The following is a 17566-nucleotide window of genomic DNA, read 5'->3' as shown; positions in this document are numbered from 1 at the left end:
AACTAGTGTGGTCAGGGAACAATGATCTAGCGAGCTAGAACTTTGCTATCGTCTTTTAAACTAGCCGGTGGCCAGTTTTCTAGACGCATTCCCAAAGACAAACCACGCTGCGCTAATACATCTTTGATTTCAGTTAACGACTTTTTACCTAAGTTAGGCGTCTTAAGAAGCTCAACCTCTGTACGTTGAATCAAATCACCGATGTAATAAATGTTTTCTGCTTTTAAACAGTTAGCACTGCGAACGGTTAATTCAAGATCATCAACCGGGCGTAACAAAATTGGATCGATTTCATCCTCTTCTTCTACAACAGGCGCTTCGCTTTCGCTTTCAAGGGCGACAAACACTGCGATTTGTTGTTGTAGAATAGTCGCTGCTCTACGAATAGCTTCTTCAGGATCGATCGTACCATTAGATTCGATGTCTAAGACTAACTTATCTAAATCTGTACGCTGCTCTACACGAGCATTATCGACACTGTACGCTACTCGGCGAACAGGGCTGAATGAAGCATCCAGTTGCAAGCGACCGATAGGACGAGTCTCATCATCACCAGCAACACGAGCATCAGCAGGCTCATAACCACGACCACGTGCGACTTTGATCTGCATATTTAGCTCTGCAGTGTCATCCAAGTGCGCAATAACATGATCTGGGTTAGCGATCTCCGCATCTGCAACTAGCTGAATATCACCAGCTGTTACGATACCAGGACCCTTTTTACTTAAAGTAAGAGTTGCTTCATCTTGCCCGTGTAGAGCGATCGCAACTCCTTTCAGGTTAAGAAGAATCTCAATAACATCTTCTTTAACCCCTTCGATTGCACTGTATTCATGTAATACACCGTCGATTTCAACTTCAACAATCGCACAACCTGGCATTGAAGATAAAAGAATGCGGCGTAACGCGTTACCTAAAGTATGACCAAAACCACGTTCTAGTGGTTGTAGTGTAACTTTAGCGCGAGTGTTGCCCAATTCTTGCACTTCAATGTTGCGTGGGGTTAACAATTCGCTCACTGAACGCTGCATAGATCCACCTATTTCTTGATCCTAGTTACCGACTTACTTAGAGTAAAGTTCGACAATTAGGTTCTCATTAATTTCAGCTGATAAATCGGCACGTTCAGGAGCAGCTTTATAAGTTGCTTCTAATTTGGTTGAATCAACCTCGATCCAATGGATCGCTGAACGACTTTTAGATAGCTCTAGTGCGCTTAATACACGCAATTGCTTCTTAGCCTTTTCACGGATAGATACTACGTCACCAGCTTGAACTTGGTAAGACGCGATATTAACCGTTGCACCATTTACTAGAATGCCTTTATGGCCTACTAATTGGCGAGCTTCCGCACGTGTAGAACCAAAACCTGCGCGATAAACAACGTTATCTAAACGAGATTCTAGAAGTTGCAAAAGGTTTGAACCAGTTGCGCCTTTAAGACGAGCGGCAGATTTGTAGTAGTTACGGAATTGTTTTTCAAGAACACCGTACATACGACGTACTTTTTGTTTCTCACGTAATTGTAAGCCGTAATCAGAAAGACGACTACGACGTGCACCATGTACACCCGGAACCGTATCTGCTTTACATTTAGACTCAAGAGCGCGTGAACCGCTCTTCAATTGCAAGTCGGTACCTTCACGACGAGACAACTTACAAGTTGGACCTATATAACGAGCCATGTATCTGTCTCCTTTAAACGCGACGTTTCTTAGGTGGACGGCAACCGTTGTGCGGGATTGGCGTCACATCTGTGATGTTATTAATACGTAAGCCTAAAGAGTTCAATGCGCGAACTGCAGACTCACGACCAGGACCAGGGCCCTTAATCATTACATCAACGTTTTTAAGGCCAAATTCTTGTGCGACAGTACCGGCACGTTCCGCTGCTACTTGAGCTGCGAAAGGAGTACTTTTACGAGAACCACGAAAACCAGAACCACCTGCAGTAGCCCAAGACAAAGCGTTGCCTTGACGGTCGGTGATAGTCACAATCGTGTTATTGAATGAGGCATGTACATGAGCAACACCATCGACGACAGTCTTTTTGACTTTCTTCTTGGTGGTGCGCGCTGCTGGCTTAGCCATATTGCACTTTCCTGTTTAATGCTCAGCTCCAGCCCACTTGAGGCTAGAGCGAAACGCGTTTAAATTACTTACGAATAGGCTTACGTGGGCCTTTACGTGTACGAGCGTTCGTTTTGGTACGTTGACCACGAACTGGTAGGCTGCGGCGATGACGAATCCCGCGGTTGCAACCTAAGTCCATCAAACGTTTGATAGACATACTGACTTCACGACGTAAGTCACCCTCTACAGTGTACTTAGCAACTTCGCCACGAAGTTCATCAAGGATATCATCACTTAATGAACCTATTTTCGCAGATTCTGCAACACTCGTAGCAGCACAAATAGCGCGCGAACGAGTACGGCCAATTCCGAAGATGTAAGTCAGAGAAATGACCGCATGTTTATTGTCAGGAATATTGACACCGGCTATACGAGCCATCATTTTACTCCGTTGTTATTGATGATTATTAAATAATTCATCACTTTACTATCATTAGGGCGGCTGATTATGCCTATCTTTAGGACATAAATCAACCACCCTTACCTATCATTGAGCAGACTCGTTATTAACCTTGACGTTGTTTATGACGAGGCTCAACACAAATCACTCGAACTGCACCGTTACGACGAACGATTTTACAGTTACGACAGATTTTCTTTACAGATGCACGTACTTTCATATTGATCTCCAACTAATGCTTAACGCATTACATCAGGCCATTCTGACCATAACCAGTCAGATTAGACTTTTTCATTAATGCACCGTACTGCTGACTCATCAAATGACTTTGAACTTGCGACATAAAGTCCATGACAACAACTACTACGATCAACATAGAAGTACCGCCAAAGTAGAATGGAACATTCCACGCAACAACAAAGAATTGAGGCATCAGAGACACTAGAGTGATGTATAAAGCACCAAACAATGTCAAACGAGTCATTACACCATCGATATATCGAGCAGTATGATCACCTGGACGAATACCCGGTAAAAAAGCACCGGATTTTTTCAAGTTATCTGCCACATCTTTAGGGTTAAACACTAGCGCTGTATAGAAAAAGCAAAAGAAGACAATTGCGATTGCAAACAACAACACATAGAGCGGTTGCCCAGGAGCAAGAGCTAAAGAGATATTTTGCAGCCATTCCATTCCCTCACCTTGACCAAACCATTGGCCGATCGAAGCAGGAAACAAAAGGATACTTGAAGCGAAGATTGGCGGTATAACACCAGCCATATTCACTTTAAGTGGCAAATGACTCTTTTGCGCAGCAAATACTTTTTTGCCTTGCTGGCGCTTAGCATAATTCACCGTAATACGACGCTGACCACGTTCGATGAAAACAACGAACGCGATAGTCGCAATGGCAATTATACCAATTAGCAACAAAGCTAAAATATTGATATCGCCTTGACGAGCCGATTCGAAAGAGCGAGCTAAAGCAGATGGTAGGCCTGCAACGATACCGGCGAAGATAAGAATGGATATACCATTACCAATGCCTTTTTCAGTAACTTGCTCACCTAACCACATTAAGAAGACAGTACCAGCAACAAGCGTCACAACAGCAACAGCATAGAATTCTATACCACTACTAAATGAGATCCCTTGGCTTGCAAGTCCAACTGCCATACTAGCAGACTGAACAAGTGCAAGAAGAACCGTACCGTAGCGAGTGTACTGAGTAATCTTACGACGACCCGCTTCACCCTCTTTTTTCAACTGCTCTAGCTGCGGACTCACGACCGTCAATAACTGCATAATAATAGAGGCAGAAATATAGGGCAAAATACCGAGCGCAAGAATACTCATGCGTTCTAGTGCGCCCCCTGAGAATACGTTAAATAAACTCAGAATTGTGCCTTCATTTTGGTCAAATAATGCAGATAATCTGTCAGGGTTAATGCCCGGGACAGGAATATGCGCACCAATTCGGTATACAATAATTGCTAAGAATACAAAACGAATACGAGCCCAAAGCTCACCTAATCCGTTTTGTGCACCAGCAGGTTGTGAGTCACGCTTTGCCATTTATTCCTCGACTTTTCCGCCAGCTGCTTCAATAGCGGCACGAGCACCTTTAGTCAATTTAAGGCCACGAACGGTAATAGCTTTGTCGATAGAACCAGACAAGATTACACGTGCAGTCTTAATTTGATGACCAAGAATGTCGGCGCTTTTAAGAGCAGCCAAATCTACAACTTCAGCATTTACAGCAGCAAGTTCGTTTAAACGAACTTCAGCAACATACTTTGCTTGACGCGAAGTAAAACCAAATTTTGGCAGGCGTTTCTGCAAAGGCATTTGACCACCTTCAAAACCAGGTTTTACTGAGCCACCAGAGCGAGATTTAAGACCTTTATGGCCTCGCCCGCCGGTTTTGCCCAAGCCGCTACCAATACCGCGACCAACACGTTTAGGAGCATGCTTGCTACCTGCGGCAGGACTAAGAGTATTTAAAAACATATTATTCTCCTACCACTTTAACCATGTAATAAACTTTATTAACCATGCCACGTACAGCTGGAGTATCTTCCAGCTCGCGTGTTTGGCCAACTTTGCGTAAACCCAAACCTTTAACAGTTTCACGGTGTTTTGGAAGACGACCGATCGGGCTACGGGTTAGTTGAACTGTGATGGTATTATTCGCCATAACACATTACCCCAATATTTGATCGACTGACTTACCGCGTTTTGCTGCGATTTGTTCAGGTGCTTTCATATCCTGCAAACCTTTAATCGTAGCGCGAACCACGTTTACTGGATTTGTAGAACCGTAACATTTAGCCAATACGTTGTGAACGCCAGCGATTTCTAGAACCGCACGCATTGCACCACCGGCGATGATGCCAGTACCTTGAGAAGCTGGTTGCATGTAAACCTTAGAAGCACCGTGAGATGCTTTAACAGGATACTGAAGAGTACCGCCGTCAAGTTTTACAGAAACTATGTTACGACGAGCTTGTTCCATAGCTTTTTGAATAGCTTGTGGAACTTCACGCGCTTTACCGCGACCAAAGCCAACCTTACCATTTCCATCACCGACAACTGTTAAAGCAGTGAAAGAGAAGATACGACCACCCTTTACAACTTTAGCAACTCGGTTTACCTGTACTAGCTTCTCTTGGAGGTCGCTAGTTTGTTGATCATTAACAGCCATTTGCTACCCCTTAAAACTCTAGACCGGCTTCACGTGCTGCGTCAGCAAGTACTTGGACGCGACCGTGGTATTTAAAGCCAGAACGGTCAAAAGCGACCGCAGTGACACCTGCTTCTTTAGCGCGAGCAGCAATCAAAGTACCGACTTCTTTAGCCGCTGCTTTGTTGCCTGTCGCTGTAGCACGTAGAGCTTCTTCAAGAGTAGAAGCGCTAGCTAGCACTTTACTACCACATGGAGAAATCACTTGAGCATACATATGGCGTGGTGTGCGATGTACAGTAAGACGATTCGCACCTAAGTCACGAATATGCAAACGCGCACGACGTGCACGACGAATTCGAGATTGTTTTTTAGTGTTCATGAATGCCTACCTACTTCTTCTTAGCTTCTTTACGACGAATGATTTCGTCAGCATAGCGAACACCTTTGCCTTTATAAGGCTCAGGGGGACGGAAACCGCGAACTTCTGCAGCAACCTGACCAACGGCTTGTTTATCAACACCTCTGATCACGATTTCTGTTTGAGAAGCACATTCAGCTGTTATGCCTTCAGGTAATTCGTAGTCTACTGGATGAGAAAAACCCAGAGACAGGTTAAGTACTTTGCCTTTAAGAGCAGCACGATAACCAACACCTTGAAGAAGCAATCTTTTCTCGAAACCTTCACTAACACCAATAACCATGTTGTTAATCAAAGAACGAGTTGTACCAGCTAAGGCACGGCTTTGTTTTGCACCATCGCGCGCAGCGAAGGTAATAACATTTTCTTCTTTAGTCACTTGAACGCTTGAGTGAACATTAAACTCTAAAGAACCTTTGCCGCCTTTAACAACAACATTTTGTCCATTTAAAGTTAGATCTACACCACTAGGAAGCGTCACGGGACTTTTAGCAACTCGAGACATACTAACTCCTAGAATACAGTGCAGATCACTTCGCCACCAATACCAGCAGCGCGAGCTGCTCGGTCTGTCATCACACCTTTAGAGGTAGAGATGATTGCAACACCAAGGCCTGCTTCTACTTTAGGTAGTGCAGTAGTGCCTTTGTATTGACGCAAACTTGGGCGAGATGCGCGTTTAATTTGTTCAATAACCGGCTTACCTTCGTAGTATTTCAACTCGATTGTAAGTGTCGGCTTTATCGCTTCATCTACAGAGAAGTTACCTACGTAACCTTCTTCGCGTAGAACTGCAGCGACAGATGCCTTCATTTTTGATGAAGGCATGCTCACAGATGTCTTAGACGCCATCTGTGCATTACGAATACGTGTAAACATATCCGCAAGGGTATCTTGCATACTCATTTAAGAGCTCCTAATTTAAAAAACTATCGTGCAGCAAATAGAGCTCGCGCATAGTACACAGCGGCGAGCTGGATGTCCAGCTTTTAGACACCCACTCACCGCCATGTATTATGACCGCGCTCTACTTGCTTACCAACTAGCTTTCTTCAAGCCTGGTACATCACCGCGCATAGCCGCTTCGCGCAGTTTGATTCTTGACAAACCAAACTTACGATAAACACCATGTGGGCGACCCGTTATTTGACAACGGTTACGCTGGCGAGAAGAAGATGAATCGCGTGGAAGCGCTTGCAATTTAAGCGTCGCTTCCCACTTTTCATCGTCCGAAGCATTAACATCACTAATGATCGCTTTTAATGCAGCGCGCTTTTCAGCATGCTTAGCTACCAATTTAGTACGTTTTGCTTCGCGTTGAATCATTGATATTTTAGCCATGATTCCTACCTCTTATTTCTTGAAAGGGAAACTAAAGGCTGCTAACAAAGCACGACCTTCGTCATCGGTACGAGCAGTCGTTGTGATGGTAATATCCATACCACGCACACGGTCTACTTTATCGTAGTCGATTTCTGGGAAGATAATCTGCTCTCTAACACCCATGCTGTAGTTACCACGACCGTCGAAAGACTTTGGATTAAGTCCACGGAAGTCACGTATACGCGGGATAGCAACATCAACCAAACGGTCGAAGAAATCCCACATACGCTCACCACGTAGTGTCACTTTACAACCGATCGGGTAACCGTCACGGATTTTAAAGCCTGCTACTGATTTACGAGCCTTTGTCACTACAACTTTCTGGCCGCTAAGTGCTTCTAGATCTTTTACCGCATTTTCAAGAAGTTTCTTGTCTGCGATAGCTTCACCAACACCCATATTTAATGTAATTTTAGTGATTTTCGGCACTTGCATTACATTTTGGTAGCTAAACTCTTTAGTAAGAGTCGCTACAACTTCATCTTTATAAACTTGCTTAAGTCTCGCCATGGCTATAATTCTCGCTCTTAGGCGTCAATCGCTTCACTATTTGATTTGAAGATACGTACTTTCGTACCGTCTTCGCTCAATTTAAAGCCGACGCGATCCGCTTTACCAGTAGCACTGTTAAAAATGGCTACATTCGAAACCTGGATTGGTGCTTCTTGTTCAACGATACCGCCAGTTGAACCCTTCATAGGGTTTGGTTTTTCATGTTTCTTAACAGTATTTATGCCAGAAACTAGAACTCGGCTATCGTCTACTACCTTAACAACTTTACCGCGCTTACCTTTGTCTTTCCCAGCAATCACGATAATTTCGTCGTTACGTTTGATCTTGCGCATAATGTCCCCTCTCTCTCTTACAGCACTTCTGGTGCAAGAGAAACAATTTTCATGAACTGCTCTGTACGCAGTTCACGTGTTACAGGGCCAAAGATACGAGTACCAATCGGCTGTCCTGCTGCATTCAATAAAACCGCAGAATTTACATCAAAACGGATTACGGAACCATCTGGACGACGAACACCTTTCTTAGTTCTAACGACTACGGCGTTAAGAACCTGCCCTTTTTTAACACGACCACGAGGGATCGCTTCTTTAACTGTGACCTTAATGATGTCACCAATAGCAGCATAACGACGGTGTGAGCCACCCAGTACTTTAATACACTGAACACGTTTTGCGCCGCTGTTATCAGCAATATCAAGCATCGATTCTGTTTGAATCATAACTGCTCTCCAATCAAATTAGATAACAAGTCTCACGAAGGAAAGAGCAGCTTAAACAGCTGCTGCTTTCTCGACAACTTGAACCAGATTCCAAGTCTTAGACTTAGAGTAAGGGCGTGTTTCTACGACCTTAACGGTATCACCGATCTGACACTCATTGCTCTCATCGTGAGCGTGTAATTTAGAAGAACGACGTACAAACTTACCGTATAAAGGGTGTTTTTCTGTACGTTCAACTAGCACTGTAATGGTTTTATCCATCTTGTCGCTGACTACTTTACCAGTAGCTGTACGCGCTTTTGTATCTGCCATCTTAGTTACCTGCCTTATCATTTAGCACGGTTTTAACACGTGCGATATTGCGGCGAACTTGCGAAAGCAAATGAGTTTGCGCTAACTGACCAGTGGCTTTCTGCATACGCAATGTAAATTGCTCACGCAGCAGCTCAATCAAGGTCGCTTGTAGCTCTGCTACAGACTTTTCTTGCAGTTCTTTTGCTATCATCTACATCACCGTACGCGTTACGAAAGTTGTGGACAAAGGAAGTTTAGCAGCAGCCAAAGCAAAAGCTTCACGTGCTAGCTGTTCTGAAACGCCCTCAACTTCATAAAGCATTTTGCCAGGTTGAATCTGTGCAACCCAGTATTCTACACTACCCTTACCTTTACCCTGACGAACCTCAAGAGGTTTCTGAGTAATCGGCTTATCAGGGAACACACGAATCCAGATTTTACCACCACGTTTGATGTGACGAGTCATTGCACGACGCGCCGCTTCAATTTGACGAGCGGTAAGACGACCACGTTCTGTGGACTTCAATCCGAATTCACCAAAGCTGACTTGGTTTCCGCGTAGCGCAAGACCGCGATTACGGCCCTTTTGCATTTTACGGAACTTAGTACGTTTCGGTTGTAACATGACTTACCCCCTACTTAGACTTCTTCTTTTGTGCGCCTTTGTCAGCTCGCACTTGTTCAATACCGCCCAAGATTTCGCCTTTAAAGATCCACACTTTTACGCCAATGATGCCGTAAGTTGTGTTTGCTTCATAAGGAGCGTAGTCGATGTCAGCACGTAGTGTATGTAGAGGCACTCGGCCTTCACGGTACCACTCAGCACGTGCAATTTCTGCACCGCCTAGACGACCACTTACCTGAACCTTGATACCCTTCGCACCGGCACGCATAGCGTTTTGTACTGCACGCTTCATTGCACGACGGAACATAACGCGACGCTCAAGTTGGCTGGCGATATTTGCCGCAACCAATTTCGCGTCCATTTCAGGCTTACGAATTTCTTCGATGTTGATGTGGACAGGAACGCCCATCATATCAGAAACTGCATTACGTAGTTTCTCAACATCTTCGCCTTTCTTACCAATCACAATACCTGGACGGGCAGTGTGAATAGTAATGCGAGCTGTCTGAGCAGGACGTTGAATCTCAATACGAGAAACAGAAGCCTGGACCAATTTTTTCTCTAAGTACTTACGTACCTGAAGATCATTTAATAATAGCTTAGAGTAGTTTTGATTATTCGCATACCAAGTAGAAGTATGGTCTTTAACTATCCCTAGGCGTATACCAGTTGGATGAACCTTCTGACCCATTGGGTTTCTCCTAATTAGTCAGCGACTTTAACTGTAATATGACAACCGCGTTTAAGAATACGGTCAGCACGGCCTTTAGCACGTGGCATAATACGCTTCAGAGTCATTGCCTCATCAACGTAAGCCGTAGACACACGCAAGTCATCTACATCAGCACCTTCGTTATGCTCAGCGTTAGCTATAGCAGACTCTAGTACTTTCTTGACAATTACTGCCGCCTTCTTAGGACTGAACGTTAGTATGTTCAGTGCTTCGCTAACAGATTTGCCGCGGATTTGATCTACAACCAAACGGGCCTTCTGCGCTGAGAGGCGAGCACCCTTCAATGAAGCTTTTACTTCACTCATGTTAATACCCCTTATTACCGTTTGGCTTTCTTGTCCGCAGCATGACCACGATATGTACGGGTCGGAGCGAACTCGCCCAATTTATGACCAACCATGTCTTCAGATACTAGAACTGGAACATGTTGGCGGCCATTATGGACAGCGATAGTCAACCCTACAAAATCAGGGAAGATAGTAGAACGGCGCGACCAAGTTTTAATTGGACGACGGTCTTTTTTCTCTACCGCAGCCTCTACCTTTTTCAACAAATGAAGGTCGATAAAAGGACCTTTTTTTAATGAACGTGGCACAGTCGTTTCCTCTTATTACTTAGTACGGCGACGTACAATAAGTTTATCAGTACGCTTGTTGCTGCGTGTTTTGTACCCTTTAGTAGGCACACCCCAAGGTGTAACTGGGTGACGACCACCCTTACTACGACCTTCACCACCACCATGTGGGTGATCAACTGGGTTCATTGCCGCACCGCGAACGGTAGGACGAACACCACGCCAACGCGTAGCACCAGCTTTACCAAGAACTCGTAAGCTATGCTCAGAGTTTGATACTTCACCTAAAGTAGCGCGACATTCGGTTAATACTTTACGCATTTCACCAGAACGAAGTCGAAGAGTAACGTAACGACCTTCGCGAGCAACTAGCTGAGCAGAAGCACCGGCTGAACGTGCAACTTGTGCACCTTTACCTGGCTTAAGCTCGATACAGTGCACTGTGCTACCAACAGGAATATTTTGCAAAGGCAAAGTATTACCAGCTTTGATAGGCGCATCTGCACCACTAAAAACAGTATTGCCTGCAGCCATACCTTTGGAAGCGATAATGTAACGACGCTCACCATCAGCATATCTGATTAATGCAATATTTGCAGAACGGTTTGGATCATATTCCAAACGCTCAATTACCGCTGGAATTCCATCTTTATTACGACGAAAATCAACCATACGATAATGCTGCTTATGACCACCACCTACGTGACGCGTAGTGATGCGTCCGTTATTGTTACGGCCACCTGATTTGCTTTTTTTCTCTAACAAAGGTGCATATGGTGCGCCTTTGTGCAAATCGGTATTAGTAACTTTAACAACGTGACGACGGCCTGCAGACGTTGGCTTACTTTTTACAACAGCCATTGACCTATCTCCCCTTATTCAGCGACCATGAAATCAATGTCTTGGCCTTCAGCCAAACGTACATACGCTTTTTTCACGTCGCTACGTTTACCTAGACCACGAACTGTACGCTTTGTTTTACCTTTTTGGTTCAACGTGCGAACAGACTCAACTTTGACTTCAAACAGTGCTTCGATAGCTTGTTTGATTTCAGGTTTCGTTGCATCACCAGTAACACGAAAAACGTACTGACCGTTGCCTTCGGCTACGATAGTTGCTTTTTCGGAAATGTGTGGACCCAACAGAACTTTATAAATGCGTTCGCCGATCATGCTAGTGCCTCCTCAACTTGTTTCAGAGCACCAACTGTCACCAACACTTTGTCGTAAGCAATCAAGCTAACAGGGTCGATAGACGCTGCATCACGCACATCTACGTTAGGAATGTTGCGAGCCGCTAAAAATAAATTGTCGTCCAATTCATGGGAAACAATTAAAGCGTTCTCAATATTCAACTCTGCCATTTTTGCTATGAAGAGCTTAGTTTTTGGAGCTTCCAATTTAAGATCTTCAACCACAACAAGACGGTCTTGACGTACAAGTTCAGACCAGATGGTGCGCATTGCTGCACGGTACATCTTCTTGTTCACTTTCTGAGAGTGATCTTGTGGTTTCGCAGCGAAGGTAACACCACCAGAGCGCCAAATAGGGCTACGGATAGTACCTGCACGTGCACGACCAGAACCTTTTTGTTTCCAAGGTTTGCGTCCACCACCGGCCACTTCAGAGCGAGTTTTTTGTGCGCGAGAACCTTGACGAGCACCAGCCAAGTAAGATGTAACTACTTGGTGAACTAGAGCTTCGTTGTATTCACGAGCGAAGGCTACATCAGAAACTTCTACCGTTCCTTTTGCGCCTGTAAGATTCAAGTTCATTGTCTACCCCTCCTAGCGAGCTTTAACAGCTGATTGAAGAATAACATTACCGTTCACTGCACCAGGTACGGCACCTTTCACTAGGATAAGGTTACGTTCTGTGTCTACACGAACCACTTCTAGTGATTGAGTAGTAACTTGCGCAGCACCCATATGGCCAGCCATCTTCTTGCCTTTCCAAACACGACCAGGTGTTTGACATTGGCCGATGGAGCCAGGTGCACGGTGAGACAATGAGTTACCATGCGTAGCGTCTTGCATACTAAAATTATGACGCTTAATGGCACCTTGAAACCCTTTACCCTTTGATTGACCAGTTACATCAACCATTTGGATAGATTCGAAATCAGCAACAGTTAGCTCATCACCAACATTGATTTCTTTTTCGTCACCTGCCAGGCGGAACTCCCACAAACCACGACCTGCTTCAACGTTAGCTTTTGCATAATGTCCAGCAGCTGCTTTGTTGACACGGCTCGAACGACGAGAACCTACAGTAACTTGAATAGCTTGGTAGCCATCAGTTTCTGCTGTTTTCACCTGAGTAACGCGGTTCGGTTCAACCTCGATGACGGTTACTGGCACGGATGCACCGTCTTCAGTGAAGACTCGTGTCATTCCGGCTTTGCGTCCGACTAATTGAATAGTCATTTTTTACCTCACTTGCCAGTTGTGTATGGGGCTATCACCCGCTACGGCTGGTCATTCCAGACCATTCCACTAATGTGCATAAGCCGACTGATAACCAGTCGGTTCTCGCACCCCAAACTTCAGGTTATTAACCTAAAGAGATTTGTACTTCCACGCCTGCCGCAAGGTCTAGTTTCATTAGAGCATCAACAGTTTTTTCAGTTGGCTCAACGATATCTAGAACGCGTTTATGTGTACGGATTTCATACTGATCACGCGCATCTTTATTTACGTGTGGAGAAATCAATACTGTATAACGCTCTTTGCGAGTAGGAAGTGGAATCGGTCCACGTACTTGCGCACCTGTGCGCTTCGCTGTTTCCACAATTTCTTGTGTTGAAGCATCAATCAGACGATGATCGAAGGCTTTCAAACGAATACGGATTTTTTGGCTTTGCATTTCCAACTCCAAATACAGTGTTTTAATGACTTAAAAAGTATATTTATTAAGCCACAATCCTTTTTTAAGGACGGCGAATATTAGCCATTCAAAAACTGGTTGTCAAGTAACCAATTTCTGAACCGCCAAAATAAAAAAGCCGCCCGACATGCGGGCGGCTTTTTTTAAATCATAGCAACAAGATATAAATATCTATTACTTAATGATTTTAGCTACAACACCAGCACCAACTGTACGACCACCTTCACGAATCGCGAAACGTAGACCTTCGTCCATCGCGATTGGGTGAATTAGCTCAACAGTCATCTGAATGTTATCACCAGGCATAACCATTTCTACGCCTTCAGGAAGAGAACAAGCACCAGTTACGTCAGTTGTACGGAAGTAGAACTGAGGACGGTAGCCTTTAAAGAATGGCGTATGACGACCACCTTCATCTTTACCCAAAACATAAACTTCTGCTTCGAACGTAGTGTGAGGAGTGATAGAACCAGGCTTAGCCAACACTTGACCACGCTGAACATCTTCACGCTTAGTACCACGAAGCAAAACACCACAGTTCTCGCCAGCACGACCTTCGTCAAGCAATTTACGGAACATCTCAACACCAGTACAAGTTGTTTTAGTAGTATCAACGATACCAACAATTTCAACTTCTTCTTGGATTTTAACGATACCACGCTCAACACGACCAGTAACAACAGTACCACGACCCTGAATAGAGAAAACATCTTCTATCGGCATTAGGAATGCACCGTCGATAGCACGCTCTGGCTCAGGAATATAAGAATCTAGAGTCTCAACTAGTTTCTTAACTGCTGTAGTACCCATTTCGTTATCATCTTCGCCATTCAACGCCATAAGCGCAGAACCTGGAATGATTGGAGTATCATCACCTGGGAAGTCATATTCAGAAAGAAGGTCACGCAACTCCATTTCAACCAACTCTAGCATTTCAGCGTATTCTTCAGAATCCGCACCGCCACAGTCTTCAGCCAACAAATCAGCTTTGTTTAGGAAAACTACGATGTAAGGAACACCTACTTGACGAGAAAGCAAGATGTGCTCACGAGTTTGAGGCATAGGACCATCAGTCGCACCACAAACAAGAATAGCGCCATCCATTTGAGCAGCACCAGTGATCATGTTTTTAACATAATCGGCGTGACCCGGGCAATCTACGTGTGCATAGTGACGCACTGGAGAATCATATTCAACGTGAGACGTTGAAATAGTGATACCACGTTCACGCTCTTCAGGAGCATTATCGATACCGTCAAAAGCAACAGCGGTTCCGCCGAATACTTCTGCACATACGCGAGTCAATGCCGCTGTTAGTGTTGTTTTACCGTGATCGACGTGGCCAATTGTGCCAACGTTAACGTGTGGTTTATTACGTTCAAATTTACTCTTTGCCATGATACAAGCACCTTAAGAATTAGTAAGTATGATGATTAATCTTCATTTTTGATGATCGCGTCTGCTACACTAGCCGGTGCTTCAGCGTATTTCTCAAACTCCATTGCATAACTCGCACGCCCTTGCGACAAGCTACGCACGGCCGTTGCATATCCGAACATCGCTCCAAGAGGAACTTCGACACGAATAATTTTTCCAGCCGGGGAATCGTCCATCCCCTGAACAATACCTCGACGACGATTCAGGTCTCCCATTACGTCACCCATATACTCTTCAGGAGTTACAACTTCCACTTTCATTACAGGTTCAAGAACACAAGGATCAGCATCAACCGCTCCTAGCCTTAGCCCCTGAGAAGCTGCAATTTTAAAGGCCATTTCATTAGAGTCAACATCATGGAACGAACCATCGAACAGCACCACTTTAATACCCAACAAAGGATACCCTGCGACAACACCATTCTTCATTTGCTCTGAAATACCCTTCTCTATTGCAGGGATGTATTCTTTAGGAATAGCACCACCAACAATCTCGTTAACAAACTCAAGTCCATCCTTATCGGTTGGAATCAACTTCATCACGACGTGGCCATATTGACCACGACCACCAGATTGACGCACAAATTTGTGATTAACCACCACTTCTTTGCGGATTTTTTCTCGGTAGGAAACTTGAGGCTTACCAACGTTCGCCTCCACCTTAAACTCGCGACGCATACGGTCAACAAGGATATCAAGGTGCAGTTCACCCATACCAGAAATTATTGTTTGACCCGTCTCTTCGTGCGTTTCCACTCGAAAAGAAGGATCTTCTTGCGCCAGCTTACCTAACGCAACACCCATTTTATCCTGATCCGCTTGAGTTCTAGGCTCAACCGCAACAGAAATAACAGGCTCTGGAAACTCCATACGCTCCAGCACAACAACATCGCTCATATCACAAAGTGTGTCACCTGTAGTTACGAATTTCATACCTACAATAGCGGCGATATCGCCAGCCAAGACTTCTTTGATCTCTTCACGATCATTCGCATGCATCTGAACCATTCTACCAATACGCTCACGCTTCTGCTTAACAGAATTATAAACCGCATCACCAGTTCGTAACACCCCAGAATACACCCGAATAAATGTCAAAGTACCAACAAATGGGTCTGTTGCTATCTTGAAAGCTAGCGACGAGAACGGAGCCCCATCATCAGCAATACGAGTAACAACTGTTTCACCATCCTCTAGCGTCCCCTCTATCGCTTTAACTTCAAGCGGAGAAGGCATATATTCAACAACAGCATCCAAAACGGCCTGCACACCTTTATTTTTAAAGGCTGAACCACATGTAACCAAAACTATATCATTAGCTAAAGTGCGGGCCCGCAGACCAATTTTAATATCCTCAACAGATAACTCACCCTCTTCAAGGTACTTATCCATCAATTCTTCATTCGCTTCCGCTGCGGCCTCAACCATCAGCTCACGCCACTCCAACGCAGTATCAAGTAGCTCAGCAGGAACCTCCTCCAAAGAGAAAGTCATCCCATGATCTTCTTCATTCCACATAATCGCTTTCATTAAGACCAAATCGATAACACCATTAAAGTCTTCTTCAGCGCCCATGTTAATCTGTATTGGAACAGCATTAGCACCAAGACGTTCTTTCAGTTGACGAACAACTGAAAAGAAATCAGCTCCCGTACGGTCCATTTTATTAACGAACACCATACGAGGAACTTCATACTTATTGGCTTGACGCCAAACCGTCTCAGTTTGAGGCTGCACCCCAGAAGAGCCACAAAGCACAACGACGGCACCATCAAGAACACGCAAAGAACGCTCTACTTCTATCGTAAAGTCTACGTGTCCAGGCGTATCAATAATATTGATACGATGGTCTTCAAACTGCTTACTCATCCCGCTCCAGAAGCATGTTGTTGCCGCTGAAGTTATCGTGATGCCACGTTCTTGCTCTTGCTCCATCCAATCCATAGTGGCTGCACCATCGTGCACCTCACCAATTTTATGGGACAGACCAGTGTAAAAAAGAACGCGTTCAGTTGTCGTCGTTTTACCTGCATCAACATGCGCACAGATACCGATATTACGGTAGCGGTTGATCGGTGTTTTACGTGCCACTGTGTATGCTTCTCCGGGATATTAGAAACGGTAGTGAGAAAATGCTTTGTTAGCTTCTGCCATGCGATGAACGTCTTCACGTTTCTTAACAGCAGAACCTTTATTTTCAGCAGCATCTAAAATCTCGCCTGCAAGACGTAAAGCCATAGATTTTTCACCACGCTTACGAGAAGCATCAACCAACCAACGCATAGACAAAGCTGCGCGACGAGCTGGACGTACTTCAACAGGTACTTGATAAGTTGCACCACCAACACGGCGAGACTTAACCTCAACCATTGGCTGGATAGACTCTAGTGCTTTTTCGAAGATAGCCATTGGCTCTTCAGTTTTAGCGCGCTCTGAAACAGTTTGAAGTGCATTATAAACAATGCTTTCTGCAACAGATTTTTTACCACTAACCATTACGTGGTTAATGAATTTAGCGAGAAGCTGGCTTCCGTGTTTAGGATCCGGAAGGACATCACGCTTGGCGACGACGCGTCTTCTTGGCATATCTATATCCTCTTCAGGTTCGTCCGAGACAATACGATTATTGCTCGGCCTTACTGTATTACAAAATTATGTATAAACAACTTACTAAGTAGCATTAACTTACTTAGGGCGTTTAGTACCGTATTTAGAACGACCTTGCTTACGACCTTGTACGCCTGAAGTATCTAAACTACCGCGAACT

30 protein-coding genes and 1 pseudogene are annotated in these 17566 nt (G+C 44.7%); all 31 read right to left on the bottom strand.

Going from position 1 to position 17566, the window contains the following annotated elements; genetic code table 11:
• Window positions 1–26 precede the first annotated feature (26 nt).
• Window positions 27–1031, bottom strand: coding sequence for a DNA-directed RNA polymerase subunit alpha (locus tag IF202_RS16610; RefSeq protein WP_191596037.1), 1005 nt, complete (start codon window positions 1029–1031; stop codon window positions 27–29).
• Between the two features lie 33 nt (window positions 1032–1064).
• Complete coding sequence (rpsD, locus tag IF202_RS16605) at window positions 1065–1685, bottom strand: 30S ribosomal protein S4 (RefSeq protein ID WP_191596036.1); 621 nt, start codon at window positions 1683–1685, stop codon at window positions 1065–1067.
• Between the two features lie 13 nt (window positions 1686–1698).
• Window positions 1699–2091: a 30S ribosomal protein S11 gene (gene rpsK / locus IF202_RS16600; protein WP_191596035.1), complete on the bottom strand. Its 393-nt coding sequence runs from the start codon at window positions 2089–2091 to the stop codon at window positions 1699–1701.
• A gap of 64 nt (window positions 2092–2155) precedes the next feature.
• Window positions 2156–2512 carry a 30S ribosomal protein S13 gene (gene rpsM, locus IF202_RS16595; RefSeq protein WP_036163152.1) on the bottom strand — a complete coding sequence of 119 codons (357 nt, stop codon included), beginning with the start codon at window positions 2510–2512 and terminating at the stop codon, window positions 2156–2158.
• 127 nt (window positions 2513–2639) lie between these two features.
• A complete protein-coding gene (rpmJ, locus tag IF202_RS16590; RefSeq protein WP_036163151.1) occupies window positions 2640–2753 on the bottom strand; it encodes a 50S ribosomal protein L36 in 114 nt (37 codons plus the stop codon).
• A gap of 27 nt (window positions 2754–2780) precedes the next feature.
• The gene (gene secY, locus IF202_RS16585; RefSeq protein ID WP_191596034.1) at window positions 2781–4109 is read right to left on the bottom strand and encodes a preprotein translocase subunit SecY; all 1329 of its coding nucleotides are present in this window, start codon (window positions 4107–4109) and stop codon (window positions 2781–2783) included.
• Complete coding sequence (gene rplO / locus IF202_RS16580) at window positions 4110–4544, bottom strand: 50S ribosomal protein L15 (RefSeq protein ID WP_191596033.1); 435 nt, start codon at window positions 4542–4544, stop codon at window positions 4110–4112. It lies immediately after the preceding gene.
• A gap of 1 nt (window position 4545) precedes the next feature.
• Window positions 4546–4731, bottom strand: a complete 186-nt coding sequence (gene rpmD, locus IF202_RS16575; RefSeq protein ID WP_036163144.1) for a 50S ribosomal protein L30 — start codon at window positions 4729–4731, stop codon at window positions 4546–4548.
• A 6-nt stretch (window positions 4732–4737) separates the two neighbouring features.
• Window positions 4738–5238, bottom strand: coding sequence for a 30S ribosomal protein S5 (gene rpsE, locus IF202_RS16570; RefSeq protein ID WP_191596032.1), 501 nt, complete (start codon window positions 5236–5238; stop codon window positions 4738–4740).
• A gap of 10 nt (window positions 5239–5248) precedes the next feature.
• Window positions 5249–5599: a 50S ribosomal protein L18 gene (gene rplR / locus IF202_RS16565; RefSeq protein WP_191596031.1), complete on the bottom strand. Its 351-nt coding sequence runs from the start codon at window positions 5597–5599 to the stop codon at window positions 5249–5251.
• A 10-nt stretch (window positions 5600–5609) separates the two neighbouring features.
• On the bottom strand, window positions 5610–6143 hold the full coding sequence (gene rplF, locus IF202_RS16560; protein ID WP_191596030.1) for a 50S ribosomal protein L6: 534 nt from the start codon (window positions 6141–6143) through the stop codon (window positions 5610–5612).
• Window positions 6144–6151: 8 nt separating this feature from the next.
• Complete coding sequence (rpsH, locus tag IF202_RS16555) at window positions 6152–6544, bottom strand: 30S ribosomal protein S8 (protein ID WP_191596029.1); 393 nt, start codon at window positions 6542–6544, stop codon at window positions 6152–6154.
• Between the two features lie 129 nt (window positions 6545–6673).
• Window positions 6674–6979 (bottom strand): 30S ribosomal protein S14, encoded by a 306-nt coding sequence (gene rpsN, locus IF202_RS16550; protein ID WP_191596028.1) that lies wholly within the window; start codon window positions 6977–6979, stop codon window positions 6674–6676.
• Between the two features lie 12 nt (window positions 6980–6991).
• Window positions 6992–7531, bottom strand: a complete 540-nt coding sequence (gene rplE, locus IF202_RS16545; RefSeq protein ID WP_191596027.1) for a 50S ribosomal protein L5 — start codon at window positions 7529–7531, stop codon at window positions 6992–6994.
• Window positions 7532–7548: 17 nt separating this feature from the next.
• A complete protein-coding gene (gene rplX, locus IF202_RS16540; RefSeq protein WP_191596026.1) occupies window positions 7549–7866 on the bottom strand; it encodes a 50S ribosomal protein L24 in 318 nt (105 codons plus the stop codon).
• Between the two features lie 17 nt (window positions 7867–7883).
• Complete coding sequence (gene rplN, locus IF202_RS16535) at window positions 7884–8252, bottom strand: 50S ribosomal protein L14 (RefSeq protein ID WP_191596025.1); 369 nt, start codon at window positions 8250–8252, stop codon at window positions 7884–7886.
• Window positions 8253–8303: 51 nt separating this feature from the next.
• Window positions 8304–8564, bottom strand: a complete 261-nt coding sequence (rpsQ, locus tag IF202_RS16530; protein WP_191596024.1) for a 30S ribosomal protein S17 — start codon at window positions 8562–8564, stop codon at window positions 8304–8306.
• Between the two features lies 1 nt (window position 8565).
• Window positions 8566–8757: a 50S ribosomal protein L29 gene (rpmC, locus tag IF202_RS16525; protein WP_024023521.1), complete on the bottom strand. Its 192-nt coding sequence runs from the start codon at window positions 8755–8757 to the stop codon at window positions 8566–8568.
• On the bottom strand, window positions 8758–9171 hold the full coding sequence (gene rplP, locus IF202_RS16520; protein ID WP_110577369.1) for a 50S ribosomal protein L16: 414 nt from the start codon (window positions 9169–9171) through the stop codon (window positions 8758–8760).
• Window positions 9172–9181: 10 nt separating this feature from the next.
• Complete coding sequence (rpsC, locus tag IF202_RS16515; RefSeq protein WP_191596023.1) at window positions 9182–9862, bottom strand: 30S ribosomal protein S3; 681 nt, start codon at window positions 9860–9862, stop codon at window positions 9182–9184.
• 14 nt (window positions 9863–9876) lie between these two features.
• A complete protein-coding gene (gene rplV / locus IF202_RS16510; RefSeq protein WP_012071931.1) occupies window positions 9877–10209 on the bottom strand; it encodes a 50S ribosomal protein L22 in 333 nt (110 codons plus the stop codon).
• A 14-nt stretch (window positions 10210–10223) separates the two neighbouring features.
• Window positions 10224–10499, bottom strand: coding sequence for a 30S ribosomal protein S19 (rpsS, locus tag IF202_RS16505; protein ID WP_191596022.1), 276 nt, complete (start codon window positions 10497–10499; stop codon window positions 10224–10226).
• Between the two features lie 15 nt (window positions 10500–10514).
• The gene (gene rplB / locus IF202_RS16500; protein WP_191596021.1) at window positions 10515–11339 is read right to left on the bottom strand and encodes a 50S ribosomal protein L2; all 825 of its coding nucleotides are present in this window, start codon (window positions 11337–11339) and stop codon (window positions 10515–10517) included.
• 14 nt (window positions 11340–11353) lie between these two features.
• Window positions 11354–11650, bottom strand: coding sequence for a 50S ribosomal protein L23 (gene rplW / locus IF202_RS16495; RefSeq protein WP_191596020.1), 297 nt, complete (start codon window positions 11648–11650; stop codon window positions 11354–11356).
• Window positions 11647–12252 carry a 50S ribosomal protein L4 gene (gene rplD, locus IF202_RS16490; RefSeq protein ID WP_191596019.1) on the bottom strand — a complete coding sequence of 202 codons (606 nt, stop codon included), beginning with the start codon at window positions 12250–12252 and terminating at the stop codon, window positions 11647–11649. The genes rplW and rplD overlap by 4 nt, the downstream gene beginning before the upstream one ends.
• A gap of 12 nt (window positions 12253–12264) precedes the next feature.
• Window positions 12265–12903, bottom strand: a complete 639-nt coding sequence (gene rplC / locus IF202_RS16485) for a 50S ribosomal protein L3 (protein ID WP_191596018.1) — start codon at window positions 12901–12903, stop codon at window positions 12265–12267.
• Between the two features lie 127 nt (window positions 12904–13030).
• Window positions 13031–13342, bottom strand: coding sequence for a 30S ribosomal protein S10 (gene rpsJ, locus IF202_RS16480; protein ID WP_009834626.1), 312 nt, complete (start codon window positions 13340–13342; stop codon window positions 13031–13033).
• 195 nt (window positions 13343–13537) lie between these two features.
• Window positions 13538–14761, bottom strand: a complete 1224-nt coding sequence (tuf, locus tag IF202_RS16475; RefSeq protein ID WP_191596017.1) for an elongation factor Tu — start codon at window positions 14759–14761, stop codon at window positions 13538–13540.
• Window positions 14762–14796: 35 nt separating this feature from the next.
• A complete protein-coding gene (gene fusA / locus IF202_RS16470; RefSeq protein ID WP_191596016.1) occupies window positions 14797–16890 on the bottom strand; it encodes an elongation factor G in 2094 nt (697 codons plus the stop codon).
• Between the two features lie 21 nt (window positions 16891–16911).
• Entirely contained in the window at window positions 16912–17385 is a 474-nt protein-coding gene (rpsG, locus tag IF202_RS16465; protein ID WP_191596015.1) for a 30S ribosomal protein S7, read from the bottom strand.
• A gap of 99 nt (window positions 17386–17484) precedes the next feature.
• Window positions 17485–17566 (bottom strand): annotated as a pseudogene (gene rpsL / locus IF202_RS16460) (30S ribosomal protein S12); the annotation flags it as partial.

This window comes from Marinomonas colpomeniae (assembly GCF_014803385.1).
Lineage (GTDB): Bacteria > Pseudomonadota > Gammaproteobacteria > Pseudomonadales > Marinomonadaceae > Marinomonas > Marinomonas colpomeniae.
This window is presented reverse-complemented; position numbering and strand designations above follow the sequence as displayed.